This is a genomic window from Actinoplanes sp. NPDC048796 (genome assembly GCF_040650035.1).
Taxonomy (GTDB): Bacteria; Actinomycetota; Actinomycetes; order Mycobacteriales; family Micromonosporaceae; genus Actinoplanes.
The window spans coordinates 938,858-956,956 of record NZ_JBEZGO010000002.1 but is presented as its reverse complement, the minus strand read 5'-3'; the positions used below and the strand labels follow the sequence as shown (position 1 = coordinate 956,956).

Here is an 18,099-nt window from a genome sequence, read left to right as displayed (position 1 = left end):
TGCCGGCGCCACGCGGCGGCCGAGCACGCGGCGGTCACCTAGAGTGCCGCCGGATTTTCCCCGCGTCACGGCGCGGGTTGACGAACCGTAGCCATACGAATACACGATCGTCAAGGTCCCGCAGCGATTTTTCAGAGATGTACGTCGATAACACGGGTCACCTCGCGAACGGGGTGGCGACGGTTGCGGTGCCCATGCTAGAAACCTCGCGGATTCGGTGGCCGTCGATATCTGAGCATTATGGCCTTATCTATTTGCTCGGGGCGCCGGAACCGTAATTTCAACGGGGGATGGTGCAATTGAATACGCGTATGCGGACTCGGTCCGCAGCGATAATGGCTGCTGCGCTCATCTTGGCGCCGGGCCTGGTGACCGGTTTCTCCGCGCCGGCCTGGGCGGGCGGCCCTGCCGTCAGCGCCATCACGACCACGACTTTCGATCAATTCGAAGAGGACCGCCTCTACGTCCGCTACCTGGCGAGCTACGACCCTCGCTCGCTCGTGCGCACGGCCGCCTGGAACGCGCTGGTGGCCAGCAATGTGCCCGCCGCCATCGAGCGTTTCCTCAACTCAGGCCTGGCGTACGCGGTCACCCGCTCCCAGCAGCTCGCCGCACGCAACGCCGATTTCGCGCGCCGGATCCTGGCCACGCACACGGCGGAGTACTCGCCCGAGGTGCACGCGGCCGCGCAGTACGCGCTGAACAGCGGCACCTCCGCGCTGGACGCCTTCGCCAAGACCGGATACGCCGCGGCCAAGGAACGCGACCGGGTGGCCCGCGAGGCCGCCGGCGAGCAGGTCGCCGCGCTGCTCGAGACCGACCGGCTCTTCGTCGCCCACCTGCGCGACCACGACCCGGGCGCCCAGGTCCGGGCCGCGGCGGGTTACGCCCTGCGGGTCGGGGCCACCGACGCCGACCTGGTCGAGTTCTACGCCTACGACTGGGCCGCCGCCGCCGCGGTCGACCTGCAGAACCAAAAGATGCAGTGCACCAACAGCGACATGGTCTGGCGGGCCAAGGTGAAGACCCTGCTGGCCGACGCGCTGGCCGCGCAGAAGGCCGCGGAAGAGGCGGCGGACGAGGCCCGCGAGCAGGCCCGCGCCGCCGCCGCCCGGGCCTGGCACGCGCTGGGTGAGCAAGCCGCACCGGCCAAGTCCACGTGGGACACGGCCGTCGTCGTGGCCGAGCAGCAGGCGGCCAACTGGCAGGAGGTGGCGCTGGCCGCCGCCGCGGCCGCCGACAACCCGAACTGGGACTCCATCGCGCTCAGCGCGCAGACCAACGGCCAGCAGTGGACCACCGAGCAGGCCAACGCGGCCAAGCAGGCCGCCTACTGGACGGCCCTCTACGAGATGGCCCTGGCCGGCGAGCAGGACATGCAGGCGGGTGCCCGATGAGAAATTCGATCCGTGCGTGGCTGGTGTTTCTGCTGGCCCTGATCGTGCTCGGCAGTGGCGTCCACGCGCCGCCCGCACTGGCCGCCCCGGCGCCGGCGCAGCAGCAGGAAGATCCACCCTCGATCCCGGTCCCCGACCTGGTGACCGAGCCGTGGAACGGCACCACCGGCGTGGTGACCTCCAACGAGCGCTGGGTCACGGCGGTCACCGATCTGGCCAAGCTCACCGAGGAGCCGGAGATCCGCGACGCCGCATTGGCCATCCTGGCCACCGGCGACGCGGCCAAGATCCGGAGCTGGGCGCTGACCCAGATGCCGGTCATCGAGCAGCAGGTGAGGGACCGCAAGCGCAAGGAGGCGGCCGACCGCCTGGCCAAGGTCAAGACCATGGTCGGCACGGGTGTGCCCGGCGGGTACTTCAACGCCGAGGTCCAGCGGGTGCTGGCCGGCACCGACAACGACCGCAAGGCCTTCCTGGCCTACGGGGCCGACATCGCCCGGGCCCGCGACGAGAAGGTCGCCGGCGACGCGCGCGAGCGTGCCGCCCAGCTGCGTGAGCGGTTGCGGGTCTTCGCCGCCGCCGCCCCGGCCGGCTCGCAGGTGAAGCTGGCGGCCGAACAGGCATTGGCCGGCAACGACGCGGCGGTGGCCGCGTACTTCGCCACCGGTTATGCCGCGGCCGCCAAGGCCGACGCCGAGGCGCGGGAACGCTACCTGGCCGATCTGGAGGCGCGGAACAAGGCCGCCGAGGAACTGTCCGACCTGGCCAGGAAGGCCAAGCGGGCGTCCGAGGCGCGGACCCAGATGATGGTCGCGCACGGCAACAGCGTGCACGCGCTGCAGCGTGCGGCCAACGCGATGGCCGGCGCGGCCAACGCCGCCCGGCACAGCCAGCGGGTCCTGGCCGGCTCCGGCACGGTGGCGAGCAAGGCCGGCGATCTGGCCATCGACAAGCAGCTGATCGCCACCGAGCTGGGCACCGCACAGCAGGCGGCGCAGCAGGCGCAGGCCGCCGCGACGTCCTCCCGCAACGCGGCCGAGGTCCTCGAGGAGACGGGCCTGACCTACGGCCTCGAGTGGACGGCGATCGCCCAGGGAGCGAGCGAGGCCGCAACCGCCGCGGTCGGCGCGACCACGACCGCCGGTCACGCGGTCGACGCCACCATCGCCACCAACAACGCGCAGGGCGCCCAGGCACAGGCCGAGGCGCATGCCCGGCTGGCGATCGAGTGGCGCCAGCACGCGGCCGACCACGCGGCGGCCGCGGCCAAGCTGGCCGCCGCCGCCGCGAAGCAGGCCGCCGCGGCCAAGACCGCCGCGGCCCGTACGAAGACCGCCAAGGAGCAGGCACAGGCGGCCGAGGCCAAGGCCTGGGCCGAGGCCGAGAAGACCCGCCAGCAGAAGGAGATCGCCCAGGCGAAGGCGGCGGAGGCGAAGGAACACCGCCAGACCGCCGAGACCGAGCGCGCCAACGCGGAACGCCATCGGGCCGAAGCCGAGCAGCAGGCGGCCATCGCGCGTAACGCCCGGGCCGCCGCCGACGCCGAGGCCGCCGTAGCGGACCAGGCCCGGTCGAAGGCCGAGTCATCCGAGTCGGCCGCCCGCGCGGCCGAGACGCGGGCGTGGAACCAGGAAGGCGTCGCGCGGCAAGCGCGCGACGACGCCATGGCCGCCGAGCGGGCCGAGCAGACGGCCAAGGCGAGGGCCCAGGCGATGCGCGCCGCCGCGGCGTCGGCCGAGACGGAAGCCGAGCGTCAGGAAGCTCAGGCGGAGGCCGACGAGGCCGACCGGCAGGCGGGCATAGCGAGCTCGGCGGCGCGGTCAGCCCGTGCACACGCGAACACGGCCACGGGTGCCGCCGCCAACGCTCGCGCCGCGAGCACCCAGGCGCAGGACGCCGCCAACCGGTCCCGGGCCGCCGCCGAGAAGTCGCGCGCGGCGGCGGCCGCCGCCGACTCCGCGGCCGACAGGGCCGAGGCGACGGCCCGAGGCGCCCACTCGGCGCGGGTGCGGGCCGACGCGAAGGCCGCCGAGGCCACCGCGCAGCAGGCCAAGGCCGCGGAGGCGGCGACCTCGGCCCAGCGGCTGGCCGGTCAGGCCGCCGAGGAGTCGGTGCGGTCGCTGTGGGCGGCCGACCGGACGAAGTCCGAGGCCGAGGGGGCCGCCCGCGAGGCGGTGGCCGCGAGCGAGCAGGCCGAGTCCGCGGTGCGGGCGGCCACGGCGGCGGCGAGCTCGGCGGCCGGGATCGCCCAGCCCGCGAACACCGCGATCGGCATGGTCAGCCCGTTCACCGGTGCCGACATCGACGCCGACTTCGTGGCCCAGGTCGCGGCGCAGGCCCTGGTCATCGGCAACGAGCAGGCCGACCAGGCGCAGGCGCGGGCGGCCGAGGCGCTCGAGGCGGCGCGGCGGGCCGACGATGCCGCCCGTGACGCGGCCGACCAGGTTCGGCCGGCCTATCTGTCGGCGGCGGCCGCGGCGCATTCGGCGGCCGACGCCGCCGAGTCCGCGGCCCAGGCCCGGCGGTCGGCGGCTCAGGCCGCGGCCGACGGCGCGGCGGCCCGGACCGCGGCCGCCAGCGCGGGGCGGGCCGACGCCCAGGCCCGCGCCGACGCCGCCGCGGCACGGCAGGCGGCCAACGAGGCCGCCAACGACGCGGCGATCGCCGGGCGCAGCGCGCAGCAGGCGCAGGAAGCGGCGAACCAGGCCAACCAGGCCGCCAACAGCGCCGAGGCCGACGCCGCGGCCGCCCGCGGCGCCGCCGACCGGGCTGAGGCCGACGCGGCCGCGGCACGGACGGCAGCCACCAACGCGCAGCAGGCGGCCGACAGTGCCGGTACCGCCGCCGCCAACGCGCTCCAGCACGCCATCGACGCGCAGAAGGCGGCCGACCGGGCCGAGGAGGCCGAGCGGCAACGTGCCGCACAGGAGGTGGCCGACGCCGCGGCCAACATCCCGCCGGACGCCACCGAGGCCGACCTGCTGCAATACCTGACCCCGGACGAGCTGGAGCAGCTGCGCCAGGCCGAGCAGGAATCCGGGATGAGCGTCCTGGACTTCATCAAGGCCGAGGCCTGGGACCTGTTCCTGGACCTGTCCGGAGTCGGCGACCTGGTCTCCTGCATCCGGGACGGCAACGTCGAGGCCTGCCTGTGGAGCCTGGCCGGCCTGCTCGGCGGTATCAAGGCGATCCGGGCCGGTTACAAGATCGTCAAGCTCATCCCCAAGCTGATCAAGTTCTTCGACAAGGTCAAGGACGCCAAGAAGCGCAAGGAGAAGCTGCGCGAACTCGCCCGTCGCAAGAAGAAGAAAAAGGACCGCGACGACGAGTGCGAGGTACGCGCCCGGGCCAACAGCTTCCTGCCCGGTACGCCGGTGCTACTCGCGGACGGCACCAGCCGGCCCATCGAGAAGGTGGCGGTCGGCGATCTCGTCCGCGCGACCGATCCGATCACCGGTCTCACCGTGGCCAAGCCGGTCACGGCCACCATCGTCGGCGACGGGGACAAGAAGCTCGTCGACATCACCGTCGGCGGTGCCACCATCACCGCCACCCACAACCACCCGTTCTGGGTTCCGGAGTTGTCGGACTGGGTCGACGCCGAACGGCTGGCGCCTCAGCAGTGGCTACGCACGAGCGCCGGCACCTACGTCGAGGTCACCGCGGTACGGCACCACGACGCCAAGACGCGCGTCCACAACCTCACCGTCGCCGACTTGCACACGTTCTACGTGGTCGCCGGGGCCGAGTCGATCCTGGTTCACAACAGCCAATGTGAAGAGATCATCTGGAAGAACGGCCGGGACATTCGGTTCCCGCTCCGCGATCCCGACACCGACGAGCAGGATGACCTGCCGGATCCTTCAGTCATCCGCCGAAGCAACGACGGGCGGGGGTCGCTCGCCGACGGGTGCCACCACTTCGTGATCATGCCGAATGACGAGGTCAGGTCGGTGTCCGACGCCATCCTCGAAGCACTGTGGGACAGGAACATCTATCCCGGTCACACGAGCATCGCGGGGAAGAACAGCCAGAAGGTGCCCAACGGTGTCCTGATGGCGGGCGGCCTGAAGGTCAAGGACGGAAAGATCCTCGAGTTCAATCGGTGGTCCGGCCATTACCAGCCGCAGGACTACGGTGACGACAACGAGATGCTGGAAGAGATCACGGCGCGGGCGTTCGCGGCGGCCGGCTACGACGGGCCCATGAAGTACAAGGGCGCCTCGCTTTGCCAGGATTAGGAGAATGACGAGCCGATGGCGGACGGTCTGGGTGACCGGCGAAAGCGACGACCAGATCGTCCGCCTCGGCATCGCTCACCGTGACGTGGTGGTCTCGGCCGACCACGGCGGGGCGATCGAGGCGCGGCGGGCCGGTGATGGTTCCCTGATCGCTCCGCCGACCTACACCGGCGTCACGGGCATCGTCGCGTTGGCGACGTGGAGGGAAGGGGCGGAGGTGCGGGCGGCGACCGGCGCCGGCTCCCTGCACCAATCGCACCGATGGCTGCGGCGATGGGATCTCGTCGCGGGTCGCGAGATCCCGCCGGCCGTCGACATGAACCAACCGCAGGTGAAACACATCGACCCGGCCACGGTCCACGGCGAACAGGTCCTGGTCGTGATCAACCGGGGTGTGCTCGAGATCAGGCGAACCGATGACGGGTCGGTCATCGATCAGGTGGAGAAGCACCGGGAGACGTCGCGTGTCGTGATCGGCTCGACCGATCGCGGGCCGATCGCGGTCACCTCGTCGCACGCCCGGCACCCGCAGCTGTTCTGGCTGGAAGATCTGACCGAGGCGGTGCGCCTTCCGCATGCCGACGGCGAGTTCATGGCTGCCGCGGAGGGTGACCGGTTCGTCTGCGGCAGCTACGCGGAGCCGTGGAACAAATGGCAGACCGCCTGGGCCGGTGATCTGTCCGGTCGCCGTCGCGGACCGGCGGTCACCGGCGAGGTGATCACCGCGGTGGCGGTGGCGGCGTGGCCCCTGGTCTACCTCGCCCGTCAAGATCGCACGGTGTCGCTCGTCGATCTGGAGTCGGGCGCCGAGGTGGTCCCGGCGCTGCGCCTACCGACGGCGGCCCGCACTCTCGCGGTGACCGACGGCCGGGACGTCATCGTCGGGTTCGGTCTGACGGTGGCCCGGTTCCGGCCGCCGTCGCGGAAGGATGAGATCCGATGAGCGATTTGTGGACGCGGGGAATGACCGACGCCGAACAGGTGGCGAAAGGCAAGAGTGAGGCCGAGCGCATACACATCATGTGCGAGGCCATCGACTACGCGATGTTCCGGTCGTTGACGCCGCTCGCCGCGATCCCCGCCCCGGGCGCCCGTGCGCTGATCGAGGAGGCTCTGACCGCCGGGCGGGCGGGTGCCTCGCCACAGAGCGCCTACGAGATCTCGGGGCGGATCTATCCCCATCTGGACACCGAGGGGACGGTCGGCTCGATCATGTTGGACGCCGCGCTGGTCATGCTCTCGGGGCTCAGCGAGGGGGCGAGGCCCGGCGACGTGTCGAACGTCCTGTTCCAGTGCTACGACGCGACGTTGCAGCGGCAGGGGATCGGACGGCGGATCACGATCGACGACGAGCGCGGCAGCCCAGCCTGTGTCGACCTCATCCGGGAGCAGCGAAAACTCCTGGACGCGGCCTGAGGCCGGGTTACTTCTTCTTCTTTTTCGACTTCTTGCCCTTGTTGTCGGCGAACATGCCGTTCAGCATGACTTCGTCCCGTTCGTGGGCCTGCTCGTCGGCGGTTTTGGGCTCGCGGACGGCGATCTTCCAGAAGATCGCGACGGCGACGACGATCCAGGCCCACCACGGGATGCCCGACTCGGGGCCGAAGAGCTGGCTCGTCACGTCGTAGGCAGAGTTCATGTACTGCTCCATGGCCGTAAGGATCGGCCGGTGGGCCCGCCGGGTTGAGGAACCCGGCGGGCCTTTCCGACTCTCAGGCGCCCCAGCCGGCCTGCTCGCCGCCCACGCGCTCGGCGACGATCTTCTCCTGGTAGCCGCTGGCCTTGTACGCGCGTACCGGGTCCGGGTCGAGGCCGGCGTCCGCGCGGACCTCGGCCAGCAGCGGGCGGACGTCGGTGTTGTAGGCGTCCATCAGCACCGCGTTCGCCTCGAGCACGTCGCCCTCGGTCTGCGCCTTGGCCAGCGCGTCGCGGTCGACCAGCAGGGCCTTGGCGGTGGCTTCCTGGATGTTGAGCACCGAGCGGATGATCGCCGGGATCTTCGCCTCGATGTTGTGGCACTGGTCGAGCATGAAGTTGATGCCGTACGCCGGGTCCAGCGCGTCACCCCGGACGATCTCGTACATGATCCGGAAGAGCTGGAACGGGTCGGCGGCACCCGCCATCAGGTCGTCGTCGGCGTAGAACCGGCTGTTGAAGTCGAACGCGCCGAGCTTCTTCTGGCGCAGCAGGAACGCCACGATGAACTCGATGTTCGTGCCGGGCGCGTGGTGGCCGGTGTCGATGCAGACCGTGGCCTTCTCGCCGAGCTCGACGCAGTGCGCGTACGAGGTGCCCCAGTCCGGGATGTCGGTGGCGTAGAAGGCCGGCTCGAACAGCTTGTACTCGAGCAGGAAGCGCTGGTCGTCGCCGAGCCGGTCGTACGCCTCCTGCAGCGCGGCGTGCAGCCGGTCCTGGCGCAGGCGCAGGTCGTCCTGCCCCGGGTAGTTGATGCCGTCGGAGAACCAGAGCTTGAGGTCGCGGGACCCGGTCTGGTCCATGATGTCGATCGCCTCGAGCAGGTGATCGGTGGCCTTGCGCCGGATGCCCGGGTCGGGGTTGGTGACCGAGCCGAGCTTGTAGTCGTTGTCCTGGAAGACGTTGGTGTTGATGGCGCCGATCGCCACGCCCTGCGACTTCGCGTACTCGCCGAGGGCCTGGTAGTCGTCGACCTTGTCCCACGGGATGTGCAGGGCGACGGTCGGCGCGACGCCGGTGAAGCGGTGCACGACCGCGGCGTCGGCGATCTTCTCCTCCGGGGTGCGGGGCACGCCCTCCTGCGGGAACACCTTGAAGCGGGTGCCGGAGTTGCCGAAGGCCCACGACGGGGTCTCGATGCGCTGCGCCGCCAGGGCGCGCTTGACTGCGGCGAGGTCAGTCATGAGGGGCCTCCAAAGGCTCATTCGAAAGGTGGAACACCTCGGTCAGCAACGGGAATCCGTCGGTGGGTGAGGTGCCGGCGAAGAAGGGGGCCATCTCCGCCTGCCACCGGGTGTTGACGTCCAGCGCCGCCATTGCCGCCTGGGACGCTTCGAGATCGTCGGCCTCGACGTAGCCGATCAGGAGGCCGTCTTCTCGCAGGAACAGGGAGTAGTTGCGCCAGCCGGTGGCCCGAAGTGCCGCTTGCATCTCGGGCCACACGGCCTGGTGCCGCTCCACGTACTCCGCCATCCGCTCCGGGCGGACCTGGAGGTTGAAGCAGTAACGCATGTGCCGGCCGACTCAGAAGTTGAACTGGTCGATGTTCGCGGCGGTGAACTCGGTCGGCGGGCCGAGGACGATCTCGCCGTCCTTGCCGACCGTGTACTCGCCGAGCTTGCCGGCCTTGAACTTGTCGCCCTCGGCGCCGGTGATCTGACCGGAGGCCAGGGCGGTGCCCGCGTACGCGGCGAGGTAGCCGATGTCGGCCGGGTTCCAGAGCGCGAACTTCTTCACGGTGTCGTTCTTGACGTACTCACGCATCTGGTTCGGCAGGCCGAGACCGGTGACGGCGACCTTGCCCTTGTACGACGACGAGCCGATGTAGCGGGCGGCCGCCGCGATGCCGACGGTCGTCGGGGCGACGATCGCCTTCAGGTTCGGGTACGACTGGAGCAGACCCTGGGCCTCCTGGAACGACTTCTGGTCGTCGTCGTTGCCGTAGGCCACCTTGACCAGCTTCAGCTTCGCGTACTCGGGCTTGGCCAGTTCCTTCTTCATGACGTCGATCCAGGCGTTCTGGTTCGTGGCGTTCGGGGTGGCCGAGAGGACCGCGATCTCGCCCTCGCCGCCGGCCTGCTCCAGGGCCATCTTGGCCAGGGACTCGCCGATGCCCTGGGTGGTGGCCTGGTTGATGAACGCGTCGCGGCAGTCCTTGGAGGCGTCCGAGTCGAAGGTGACGACCTTGATCTTGGCGGCGCGGGCCTGGTTGAGCGACGGGCAGACCGCGTTGGGGTCGTTGGCGGCGACCACGATGACGTCCTGCTGTTGCTGGATCAGGGTGTTGATGTACGAGACCTGCGACGAGGCCGAGGCGTCGTTCGGGCCGACCAGCTTGTACTCGCCCTTGACCTCGCCGACCGCCACCTTGCCGCCGCCGACCTCCACATCGGAGTACGGGTTGTTCAGCTGCTTGGGCAGGAAGGCGATCTTCAGGCCCTCCTTGGTCGCCGCGTTCGGGTCGGCGGCCGCGGAAGCCTGCGAGCCGCCGGCCGAGTTGTCGGTGTTGTCCTTCGTGGTGCCGCCACAGGCGCTCAGGCCCACGACCAGGAGTGCGGCAGAAGTTACGGAAAGTAGTGTGCGGGGGGAGCGACGAAGCACGGCGTACTCCATTCTTTTCAGGTCCGGGCTATCGGGCTGCGGCTTGGCGCAGGCGCCGGCGGTGCCAGTTGCCGCGAACGGCGGTGGCGATGTTGGGAAGCAGGACGGAGAGCACGAGCAGGGCGCCCGTGACGATGTTGAGCGCCTGCCCGGAGACGTCCTCCAGGCGCAGCGCGTTCTGCAGCGCGGCCAGCAGCACGACACCGGCCAGAACGCCGGGCAGGCTGCCCTTTCCGCCGAAGATCGACACACCGCCCAGCAGGACGGCCGCGACGACGGCGAGTTCGAGGCCCGAGCCGTTGTCGGCCCGGGCGCTGGAGTAGCGCAGGGTCCAGAGCACGCCGACCAGGCCGGCCACGGCGCCGCTGACGACGTACAGCCAGAATTTGGTCCGGGCCACCCGGATGCCGGAGAAATGCGCGGCCTTGTCGTTCGCGCCGATCGCGTAGAGCGCGCGGCCGACTGGGGTGGCGTGCTGCACGATGCCGAAGATCAGGGCCAGGACCACAATCAAGATCAGGACATTGGGTACGGGCGAGGAGCCGATCGTTCCGGTGACCCAGTCGGTGTAGCTGAACGGGAAGTCGGCCACCGCGCCGTCACCGAGCACCACGAAGGCGAGCCCGCGGAACAGCGCCAGGGTGCCAATGGTGACCGCCAGCGAGGGCAGGCCGAGCACCGTGATCAGGAAGCCGTTGAGCACGCCGCAGATCGCGCCGATCACGATGCAGAGCGGGATGATCGTCTCGATCGACAGGCCGTTGTTCCAGAACCAGCCCATCAGCGCGCTGGTGAAGCCGAGCGTGCTGGCCACCGACAGGTCGATCTCGCCGGTCACGATGATCATCGTCATCGGCAGCGCGATCAGGATGATCGGCAGCAGGTCGAGCACCATGAAGGTGAAGTTCCGGCTGGTGCCGAAGTTGTCGACGGTCGCCGACGCGACGATCAGCACCACGATCGTCAGCAGGATGATGATGCTGTCCCAGCTGGTCAGCCTCTTCTTCACTTCAGACATGAGCGTCTCGCTTACGGAGAGAGCGGGCGATCCGGACCGCGACCAGCCGGTCGGCGCAGATGGCCAGGATGATCAGGGAGCCGACGATCGCCTGCTGCCAGAACTGGTTGATGTCCAGGACGGCCAGAGCACTGCTGATCACGGTCAGCAGCAGCGCGCCCAGGCCGGCGCCCCAGACCGTTCCGCTGCCGCCGAAGACGGCCACGCCGCCGACCACGACCGCCGCCACCACGTTCAGCTCGTAGCCGTTGCCGGCCGAGGCGTCGATCGTGCCGAACCGGGCGGCGAACAGCACACCGGCCAGGCCGGCGGCGGCGCCGCTGAGGATGAACGCGACGATCAGGTTGCGGGCGACCTTGATGCCGGCCAGCTCGGCCGCGTCGGGGCTCGAGCCGATCGCGTACATCTCCCGGCCGATCCGGTAGTTCCGCATCATCACCGAGATGCCGCCGACCACCACCAGGGCGATCAGGACCAGCCAGGGAACGCCCAGGATGTCGTCGTTGGAGAAGTCGAGGAAGCGGCCCGGCAGCTCGTCGGCGGTGACCTGGTCGCCGCCGGCCCACGAGTAGACCAGCCCGCGGAAGATGTACATCGTGCCGAGGGTGACGACCAGGGCGGGCACCTTGCCGTACCGCACCAGCACGCCGTTGATCAGTCCGGCGACCGCACCCACGGCGATGCCGACGGCGATCGCGACGATCATCGGCAGACCCGGATTGTCGCTCATCATGGTGGCCACGGTGAACGCGCTGATGCCGAGCACCGAACCGACGCTCAGGTCGATGTTGCGGGTGATGACCACGACGGCCTGACCGGCCGCCATCACCGCGAGGATCGCCGTGTTGAGCAGGTTGTCGCGGATGCTCTGGCCGGAGAGGAAGCGCGGGTTGTCGATGGCGGTGTAGGCGATCAGCACCACGAGGGCGAGCACGATGCCGAGCTCGCGGGTCTTCAGCAGCCCGCCGGCGAAACGCCGGCCGGGCGCGGGCGCGCCGAGCGTAGACGTGGTCATGCCGAAACCTTCTGTCCCATCGCGGCGTACATGACTGACTCCTCGGTGGCCTCGGCCCGGGTGAGCTCGGTCGCGACCTTGCCCTCGCGCAGCACGATGACGCGGTCGGCCATGCCCAGCACCTCGGGCAGCTCGGACGACACCATGACGACACCCATGCCGTCCTTGGCCAGCGACGAGAGCAGCCGGTGGACCTCGGCCTTGGTGCCGACGTCGATGCCGCGGGTGGGCTCGTCGACGATCAGCAGGCGCGGGCCGGTGGCGAGCCACTTGGCCAGGACGACCTTCTGCTGGTTGCCGCCGGAGAGCGTGCCGACCGCGTCGCTGAGCTTGCCCAGCTTGGTCTGCAGCTTCTCGGTCCAGGTCAGGGCCGACCGGCGCTCGCTGCCGCCGAACAGCAGACCCAGCCGGGCCAGCTTGCGGGCCCGCGGCAGCGTCACATTGCGCTCGATCGACAGGTCCATGACCAGGCCCTGCTGGCGCCGGTCCTCGGGCACGAGAGCCAGACCGGCCGCCATGGCGGCCCGGGGCGAGCCGCCCTTCAGCTTCTTTCCATCGACCTTTACGGTTCCTTCGTCGTACGGGTCGACACCGAAGACCGCCTGCATGACCTCCGAGCGGCCCGCGCCGACCAGGCCGGCCAGCGCGACGATCTCGCCTTTTCTCACCTGGAACGAAATATCGCGGAAGACGCCCTCACGGGACAGTTTGTCCACTTCGAGCACTACCTCGCCCGGCTCGACGTCCTGCTTGGGGAAGAGCGCGCTCAGGTCGCGGCCGACCATCTTGCGGATCATGTCGTCGACGCTGAGCTCGGAGACCAGCTCGGTCGCGACGTGCTTGCCGTCCCGCATGATCGTCACCCGCTGGCAGAGCGCGGTGATCTCCTCGAAGCGGTGCGAGATGAACATGATGGCCGCGCCCTCGTCGCGCAGCGAGCGCACGACCGAGAAGAGCCGCTCGACCTCGACCGCGGACAGCGCCGCGGTCGGCTCGTCCATGATCAGCACCCGGGCCTCGGCCGACAGCGCCTTGGCGATCTCGACCAGTTGCTGGTCGGCGATGGACAGGCCGCGCGCCGGGCGGCCCGGGTCGAGGTGCACGCCGAGGCGGCGGAAAAGCGCCTCGGCGTTCGCGGTCATGGTCTTGCGGTCGATCTGGCGCAGCCTGGTCAGCGGCTGGTTGCCCATCGCGATGTTCTCGGCGACCGAGAGGTCGGGGAAGAGCGTGGGCTCCTGGTAGATGACGGCGATGCCGGCCGCCTTGGCGTCGGCCGGGCCGGCGAACTCGACGTCGGCCCCGTCCACCCGCAGCGTGCCGGTGTCGGGCCGGTGCACTCCGGCGAGCATCTTGACGATGGTCGACTTGCCGGCGCCGTTCTCACCGACGAGTGCGTGCGCCTCGCCCGGGTAGAGCGGGAAGCTGACGCCCTGGACGGCCGCGACGGCGCCGAACGACTTCGTGACGTCGGCGACCTCGAGCCGGGCCGGCCCGAGGTCGCCGGCGCGGTTATCGGGCTTGGCCGAAGAGTCCGCCACAGCCACCTCCACGTCGGACTTTGAAATGTTTCAGAGAACGTGTAGAGAACGTAGGTGGCCCCGATCACACGTGTCAAGCATTCGATCGAAACGTTGCGGAAACACGGTCGTTGAGATTTCGACCGGTACCGTTGAGGATGTAGCTTCAACGTTTCAACCGAAGTTTCTCTTACGGGGTACGGTGACCCGGTTCTGCGTTTCCCCGCCGGTGCGGCCGGCAGGTCGAGGAGGTAGCGGTGCTGAACGGCAGGACGCCGTCCGTCAAGGACGTGGCCGCCGCCGCCGGCGTCTCGCTGGGCACGGTCTCCAACGTGATGAACCGCCCCGAGGTGGTGAGCGCCCGCACCCGCGAACGGGTCGAGCGCGCCATGACGGAACTCGGATTCGTCCGCAACGAGTCGGCCCGCCAGCTGCGCGCGGGCACCAGCCGCACCCTGGCCTACGTGATGCTCGACGGGACCAACCCGTTCTTCCACGACGTCGCCCAGGGCATCGAACTGGCCGCCGAGGACGCCGACCTGTCGCTGTTCATCTGCAACAGCAACAGCCGGGCCTCCCGCGAGGAGGTCCACCTCGACCGCCTGCTCCAGCAGCGCGTCCAGGGCATCCTCATCACCCCCGTCGACCCGGCGGCCCCCCACCTGGACGAGCTGTCCCGCCGCGGCGTCCCTTTGGTCGTGGTCGACCGCGTCCGCGGCGTCGACAACTGCTGCTCGGTCGCCGTCGACGACGTGCTGGGCGGCCGCATAGCGGTGGAACACCTGGCCGAGCAGGGCCACGAAAGGGTGGCGTTCATCGGCGGCCCCGACTCGCTGGGCCAGGTGAAGGAACGGCTGCAGGGCGCGCGCGAGATCTGGTCGTCACTCGGCCGTTCCCCCGACGACCTGATCTACCTGCCCACCGACGCGATGACCGTCGCCGATGGACGATCGGCCGGCGAACGCCTGGCCGGCCTGCCCGCCCGGCGCCGCCCGACGGCAGCCTTCTGCGCGAACGACCTGCTGGCCCTGGGCCTGCTGCAGCAGAGCATCGGAGCCGGCCTGCGCGTACCGGACGACCTGGCCATCGTCGGTTTCGACGACATCGAGTTCGCGGCCGCGGCGGCGGTGCCGCTGACGTCGGTGCGCCAGCCGAGGCAGGAACTGGGCCGGGCGGCCGCCCAGCTGGTCCTCGACGAGGCGACGAACCCGGACCACAAGCACAGCCAGCTCCAGTTCACGCCGGAACTGGTGGCCCGCGCCTCCACGGTTTCCCGCGCTAGCTTTTCAGGAGCTCCGAGACGGTGACGAAGCGGTAGCCGCGGGAGCGGAGGCCGGCGATCATCGTCGGCAGGGCGTCCAAGGCGACCAGCCGCCGCTTGGTGCCGGCGTCGTGAGCCAGGATGATCGAGCCGGGGCGCATCGAGTCGATCAAGTCGCGCGCCTGGGCTTCGGGGTCGCTGGCGTACTGGCGTTCGCGCATCTGATGTGACCACAGCACGATGTCGTACCCCATGGCGTCGGCGGCCAGCACCGTCGATCCGCCCAGGTGGCCGTAGGGCGGGCGCATCAGCGTGGGCTCGCGTCCGAGGTACTTCCTGATGGCCTCGTGGGTGCGTTCCAGTTCGCGGCGGGCGCCGGCCAGGTCGAGGGTGGCCAGGTCGTCGTGGGACCAGGAGTGGTTGGCCACCTCGTGCCGGTCCAGGCGATTGCGGACCAGCGACGAGTTGGCCTCCAGGTGGCGGCCGACCAGAAAGAAGGTGGCCGGCACCTGGGCCTTGTCGAGCGCGTCGAGGAAGCGTGGCGTGTAGTCGGGCAGCGGGCCGTCGTCGAAGGTGAGCGCCACCAGTTTCTCGGCGGTCGGCTGGAAGTAGTGGATCTGCACGCCGCCGTGGGCTACCGCGCCCAGGTTGTCGGCGGCCGCGGCGTATCCGCCGCCCAGAGGTGGCCGGTCCCAGCCCAGCCAGTGTTTGACCAGATCGGAGCCGGCGAATGCGGTGGCCGCCCCACCGGCGGTGAGCAGAGCTCCGCGCAGCATCGAACGACGAGTAACCATGAATCCCCCATGAACGTACCGGTCTCATAGCCTCGTTGATCATGGGAAGAAGCGCCTCGGCCACTGGACTGGTTCAGTGCACGCCTCATTCGGCCATAAGTCGTAGAGGTTGAGGGTTCCCTTGGTAGCAGGCCCGTTCACGCGGCCGGGCCGGGCGGCCGCGCTCAGTCGAAGGGGTGCGAGGTTTCCACCCGCAGCAGCCGGGCCAGGCGGGCGGTGACCGGGCGGGCCTCGAGGTGGAGCCGGGCGATGTTCAGTCCGCTGTCACCGATCACGGCCAGCAGGGCCAGCTCGCCGATCGCGTACACCGCCAGATATCCGCCGGTGTTGCGGATCGTCACCTCCTGGAAGGAGCCCTGGCCCAGGGCCGCCCCGCAGGTGCGGCTGATGCCGTGCGCGCCGGCGGCGAGCGCGGCGATGTCGTGCGGCTCGGTCGAGGACACCGTGTCGTGCAGGATCAGCAGACCGTCGACGCCGGCGACGACGCAGCCGCGTACGCCGGTCACCTGATGCCGGAGGGCGGCGAGCTCGCCGCGAACGGCCTGATACGGATCTGGTTGCACGGCTTTCTCCAGGAGGGGGAGCGGATCAGAGGGAGCGTAGGGCGTTCAGGACGCGGTCGAGCACGTCGTCGTCAGCGGTGTAAGGCTGGCCGAGCAGGCCGAACAGGTCGGGGGACTCGTCAGCGGGAGGCGGTGCCACCCGGTTTCGCCGGGGCAGTTCGGCGGGGGTTTCCGCCTCCGGGGCAGTGGAGGGCGCGGCGAGGGCGGGTGCGGTGGCGGCGGTGGTCTGATCGGCCTTTCCCGCGTACGCCTTGATGAGCGACCCGAACTCACGCCGGGCCATCGCCAGGTTGGCGCCGGCCCGGCGCAGGGTCAGATGCGCGACCAGCGGTGCGGTGTCGTCCTCGACCAGTCGCACCACGTGGAAGGCGTCGCTGCTGGTCAGCAGGACGTCACCGAGCTCGTCGCCGGTTTCGCCCAGCATGACCATGCCGGCGGCGGCCGCGGCCAGAGTCACCACGGTCGCCGCCTGCTGCTCGTCCGGCGGTCCGCCGCCGGCCCACCACAGCACGCGCGGGCCGTCCGGATCGAGCAGCGAGACCGCGCTGGCGCCGGGGATGCCCAGGGCGTCCGCCAGCGGCGGCGGGTCCGTCGGCCGGGTCATCCCGCGAGGCCGGCGTCCAGCTGCTTCATGACGATCCGGGCCTGGGCCAGGAGCATGCCGGTGTTCGCCGTCCGGCGGCACACCACCACGGCGACGATGTCCTGGCTGACGGGGCTGCGCAGGAACACGTGCACGAGGTTGTCGCTGTGGACGAGGATCTCCTGGAAGTAGTGGTGATCGTCGTTCGGCACGCCGCGGCGCGCCTTCCAGATGTCCTCGATCATGGTCACGTTGCGGCCCTGGAACAGGTCGAACGTGGCCGCGGCGAGCAGGTCCAGCACCTCGCTGGGGTGGTCGTCGAGCGTGTCCACGGCGAGCAGCATGCCGGTCGACATGTCGACGAGGCCGCTGGCGATGCACTCCGGCACCTGCTGCCGGAACTGCCGGACGGCGTCGCTGACCAGCTGCGACGTGCTGCGGACGTTCAGGCCGCTCTCGTCGAGGGCCGTCATACGTCGAGTTCCGCTTCGATCTTGCGGAGCTGGTGGCGCGCGAGGCCGAGGTTGGCGCGGCTCTTGTTCAGCGCGAGGTAGAGGAAGAAAGCCTCGTTGCCGCGGCCGTGCAGCAGCCGGATCAGGTGGTACTGCGAGTCCAGCGTGATCAGGACGTCCTCGATGCTGTCAGTGAGGCCGAGCATCTCGAGCGTGCGGACCTTGGCCCGGACCACGTCGGTGTTGCCGGCGGCGGCGACGTTCATGTCCATGTTCAGGCCGCCGCCCATGACACCCAGGGTGAGGCCACTGGTGTAGTCGACCAGGGCCACGCCGATGGCGCCCTCGATCGTCATGGCCTCTTTGAGGGAAGTCTCGATGTTCGCCACTTGCTTGTCCTCCAAAAAACGAGCCCCGGATCGCGCCTATGACGGCGAGTGACGAATCCGGTGCTCGGGTGGGCTTTCCGGGCAACAGTGACACGGCCGAGTTTGGTTGAGCACTAAACAAAGGACTAAAGCCCCTAGATCCATCCGAAGATCGTTGTGTCGTAAGTGGACAGCCCGCGTCGGCATCCTCCGATCGGTGCCAGAGAGATCGAATAGTGGGATGGACAAGTCCGAAAAGATGATCTTTGTACGCAGCCCACCCACGGTGATCGCGTAGCGCCTGGCGGCGAATCCCCTTTTGTCCGGCTTCTGAGTACGAAGGAGGGCGGCACGCGCCCCAGACCGGAAACGAGAGCCGGCGCCGCGAGGCGGGGCAAAGCCCGGCATCTCATCGCGAACCCACCCGCCGTACGGGGCCCGGCGCTCAGCTCCCCCCGAACGGTGCGCCCGCCCCTTCACGCCGCCCGGCGCTACCTCCTTCGCCCAGCTCGTCGCCTTCCTTCGCGCCGCCCGGCGTCGCCTCCTTCGCTCAGCTCGCGGCCTTCCTTCGCGCCGCCTGATGTCGCCTTCTTT

Annotated in this window: 17 protein-coding genes; 5 read left to right on the top strand and 12 right to left on the bottom strand. The window is 69.8% G+C overall.

The window, feature by feature from the left end; translation table 11 throughout:
• Window positions 1-335: 335 nt before the first annotated feature.
• Genes AB0C26_RS12930 through AB0C26_RS12915 form a run of 4 tightly spaced genes read left to right on the top strand, consistent with a single transcriptional unit; the run spans window position 336 to window position 7,054 of the window.
• Window positions 336-1,397, top strand: coding sequence for a hypothetical protein (locus tag AB0C26_RS12930; protein ID WP_360246190.1), 1,062 nt, complete (start codon window positions 336-338; stop codon window positions 1,395-1,397).
• Complete coding sequence (locus AB0C26_RS12925) at window positions 1,394-5,638, top strand: polymorphic toxin-type HINT domain-containing protein (protein WP_360246187.1); 4,245 nt, start codon at window positions 1,394-1,396, stop codon at window positions 5,636-5,638. Before AB0C26_RS12930 ends, AB0C26_RS12925 begins: the two co-directional genes overlap by 4 nt.
• Before the next feature lie 4 nt (window positions 5,639-5,642).
• Complete coding sequence (locus tag AB0C26_RS12920; protein ID WP_360246184.1) at window positions 5,643-6,581, top strand: hypothetical protein; 939 nt, start codon at window positions 5,643-5,645, stop codon at window positions 6,579-6,581.
• Window positions 6,578-7,054, top strand: coding sequence for a hypothetical protein (locus tag AB0C26_RS12915; protein ID WP_360246181.1), 477 nt, complete (start codon window positions 6,578-6,580; stop codon window positions 7,052-7,054). The genes AB0C26_RS12920 and AB0C26_RS12915 overlap by 4 nt, the downstream gene beginning before the upstream one ends.
• A gap of 7 nt (window positions 7,055-7,061) precedes the next feature.
• Here AB0C26_RS12915 and AB0C26_RS12910 read toward each other — a convergent pair whose 3' ends face one another.
• From AB0C26_RS12910 to AB0C26_RS12880, 7 genes are all read right to left on the bottom strand, one after another.
• Window positions 7,062-7,277: a hypothetical protein gene (locus tag AB0C26_RS12910; RefSeq protein WP_360246178.1), complete on the bottom strand. Its 216-nt coding sequence runs from the start codon at window positions 7,275-7,277 to the stop codon at window positions 7,062-7,064.
• A gap of 73 nt (window positions 7,278-7,350) precedes the next feature.
• Entirely contained in the window at window positions 7,351-8,517 is a 1,167-nt protein-coding gene (gene rhaI / locus AB0C26_RS12905; RefSeq protein WP_360246175.1) for an L-rhamnose isomerase, read from the bottom strand.
• Complete coding sequence (locus AB0C26_RS12900) at window positions 8,510-8,845, bottom strand: L-rhamnose mutarotase (protein WP_360246172.1); 336 nt, start codon at window positions 8,843-8,845, stop codon at window positions 8,510-8,512. Before AB0C26_RS12900 ends, rhaI begins: the two co-directional genes overlap by 8 nt.
• Before the next feature lie 12 nt (window positions 8,846-8,857).
• Window positions 8,858-9,877, bottom strand: a complete 1,020-nt coding sequence (gene rhaS / locus AB0C26_RS12895; protein WP_360246169.1) for a rhamnose ABC transporter substrate-binding protein — start codon at window positions 9,875-9,877, stop codon at window positions 8,858-8,860.
• Between the two features lie 85 nt (window positions 9,878-9,962).
• Entirely contained in the window at window positions 9,963-10,952 is a 990-nt protein-coding gene (locus AB0C26_RS12890) for an ABC transporter permease (RefSeq protein ID WP_360246166.1), read from the bottom strand.
• Window positions 10,945-11,967 (bottom strand): ABC transporter permease, encoded by a 1,023-nt coding sequence (locus AB0C26_RS12885; RefSeq protein ID WP_360246163.1) that lies wholly within the window; start codon window positions 11,965-11,967, stop codon window positions 10,945-10,947. Before AB0C26_RS12885 ends, AB0C26_RS12890 begins: the two co-directional genes overlap by 8 nt.
• A complete protein-coding gene (locus AB0C26_RS12880) occupies window positions 11,964-13,505 on the bottom strand; it encodes a sugar ABC transporter ATP-binding protein (protein WP_360246160.1) in 1,542 nt (513 codons plus the stop codon). Before AB0C26_RS12880 ends, AB0C26_RS12885 begins: the two co-directional genes overlap by 4 nt.
• 236 nt (window positions 13,506-13,741) lie before the next feature.
• On the opposite strand from AB0C26_RS12880, the gene AB0C26_RS12875 reads away from it, so the two are divergent.
• Entirely contained in the window at window positions 13,742-14,791 is a 1,050-nt protein-coding gene (locus AB0C26_RS12875) for a LacI family DNA-binding transcriptional regulator (RefSeq protein WP_360246157.1), read from the top strand.
• Here the strand turns inward: AB0C26_RS12875 and AB0C26_RS12870 are convergent.
• The 5 genes from AB0C26_RS12870 to AB0C26_RS12850 all read right to left on the bottom strand — a co-directional run bounded on the left by AB0C26_RS12870 (window position 14,763) and on the right by AB0C26_RS12850 (window position 17,526).
• On the bottom strand, window positions 14,763-15,539 hold the full coding sequence (locus AB0C26_RS12870) for a polysaccharide deacetylase family protein (RefSeq protein ID WP_360246154.1): 777 nt from the start codon (window positions 15,537-15,539) through the stop codon (window positions 14,763-14,765). The two genes, AB0C26_RS12875 and AB0C26_RS12870, sit on opposite strands and share 29 nt — an antisense overlap.
• Before the next feature lie 164 nt (window positions 15,540-15,703).
• Window positions 15,704-16,102, bottom strand: coding sequence for a roadblock/LC7 domain-containing protein (locus tag AB0C26_RS12865; RefSeq protein ID WP_360246151.1), 399 nt, complete (start codon window positions 16,100-16,102; stop codon window positions 15,704-15,706).
• A gap of 25 nt (window positions 16,103-16,127) precedes the next feature.
• Window positions 16,128-16,706, bottom strand: coding sequence for a hypothetical protein (locus tag AB0C26_RS12860; protein WP_360246148.1), 579 nt, complete (start codon window positions 16,704-16,706; stop codon window positions 16,128-16,130).
• The gene (locus tag AB0C26_RS12855; RefSeq protein WP_360246145.1) at window positions 16,703-17,158 is read right to left on the bottom strand and encodes a hypothetical protein; all 456 of its coding nucleotides are present in this window, start codon (window positions 17,156-17,158) and stop codon (window positions 16,703-16,705) included. The genes AB0C26_RS12860 and AB0C26_RS12855 overlap by 4 nt, the downstream gene beginning before the upstream one ends.
• Entirely contained in the window at window positions 17,155-17,526 is a 372-nt protein-coding gene (locus tag AB0C26_RS12850) for a hypothetical protein (RefSeq protein ID WP_360246142.1), read from the bottom strand. The genes AB0C26_RS12855 and AB0C26_RS12850 overlap by 4 nt, the downstream gene beginning before the upstream one ends.
• Window positions 17,527-18,099 lie beyond the last annotated feature (573 nt).

Bases quoted from the DNA above. Each gene is read 5' to 3' on its own strand.
- AB0C26_RS12930 (WP_360246190.1), top strand. From the start codon at position 336: ATGGCTGCTGCGCTCATCTTGGCGCCGGGCCTGGTGACCGGTTTCTCC.
- AB0C26_RS12920 (WP_360246184.1), top strand. From the start codon at position 5,643: ATGACGAGCCGATGGCGGACGGTCTGGGTGACCGGCGAAAGCGACGAC.
- AB0C26_RS12910 (WP_360246178.1), bottom strand. From the start codon at position 7,277: ATGAACTCTGCCTACGACGTGACGAGCCAGCTCTTCGGCCCCGAGTCG.
- AB0C26_RS12925 (WP_360246187.1), top strand. From the start codon at position 1,394: ATGAGAAATTCGATCCGTGCGTGGCTGGTGTTTCTGCTGGCCCTGATC.
- AB0C26_RS12915 (WP_360246181.1), top strand. From the start codon at position 6,578: ATGAGCGATTTGTGGACGCGGGGAATGACCGACGCCGAACAGGTGGCG.
- AB0C26_RS12860 (WP_360246148.1), bottom strand. From the start codon at position 16,706: ATGACCCGGCCGACGGACCCGCCGCCGCTGGCGGACGCCCTGGGCATC.
- AB0C26_RS12885 (WP_360246163.1), bottom strand. From the start codon at position 11,967: ATGACCACGTCTACGCTCGGCGCGCCCGCGCCCGGCCGGCGTTTCGCC.
- AB0C26_RS12890 (WP_360246166.1), bottom strand. From the start codon at position 10,952: ATGTCTGAAGTGAAGAAGAGGCTGACCAGCTGGGACAGCATCATCATC.
- AB0C26_RS12855 (WP_360246145.1), bottom strand. From the start codon at position 17,158: ATGACGGCCCTCGACGAGAGCGGCCTGAACGTCCGCAGCACGTCGCAG.
- AB0C26_RS12870 (WP_360246154.1), bottom strand. From the start codon at position 15,539: ATGGTTACTCGTCGTTCGATGCTGCGCGGAGCTCTGCTCACCGCCGGT.
- rhaI (WP_360246175.1), bottom strand. From the start codon at position 8,517: ATGACTGACCTCGCCGCAGTCAAGCGCGCCCTGGCGGCGCAGCGCATC.
- AB0C26_RS12900 (WP_360246172.1), bottom strand. From the start codon at position 8,845: ATGCGTTACTGCTTCAACCTCCAGGTCCGCCCGGAGCGGATGGCGGAG.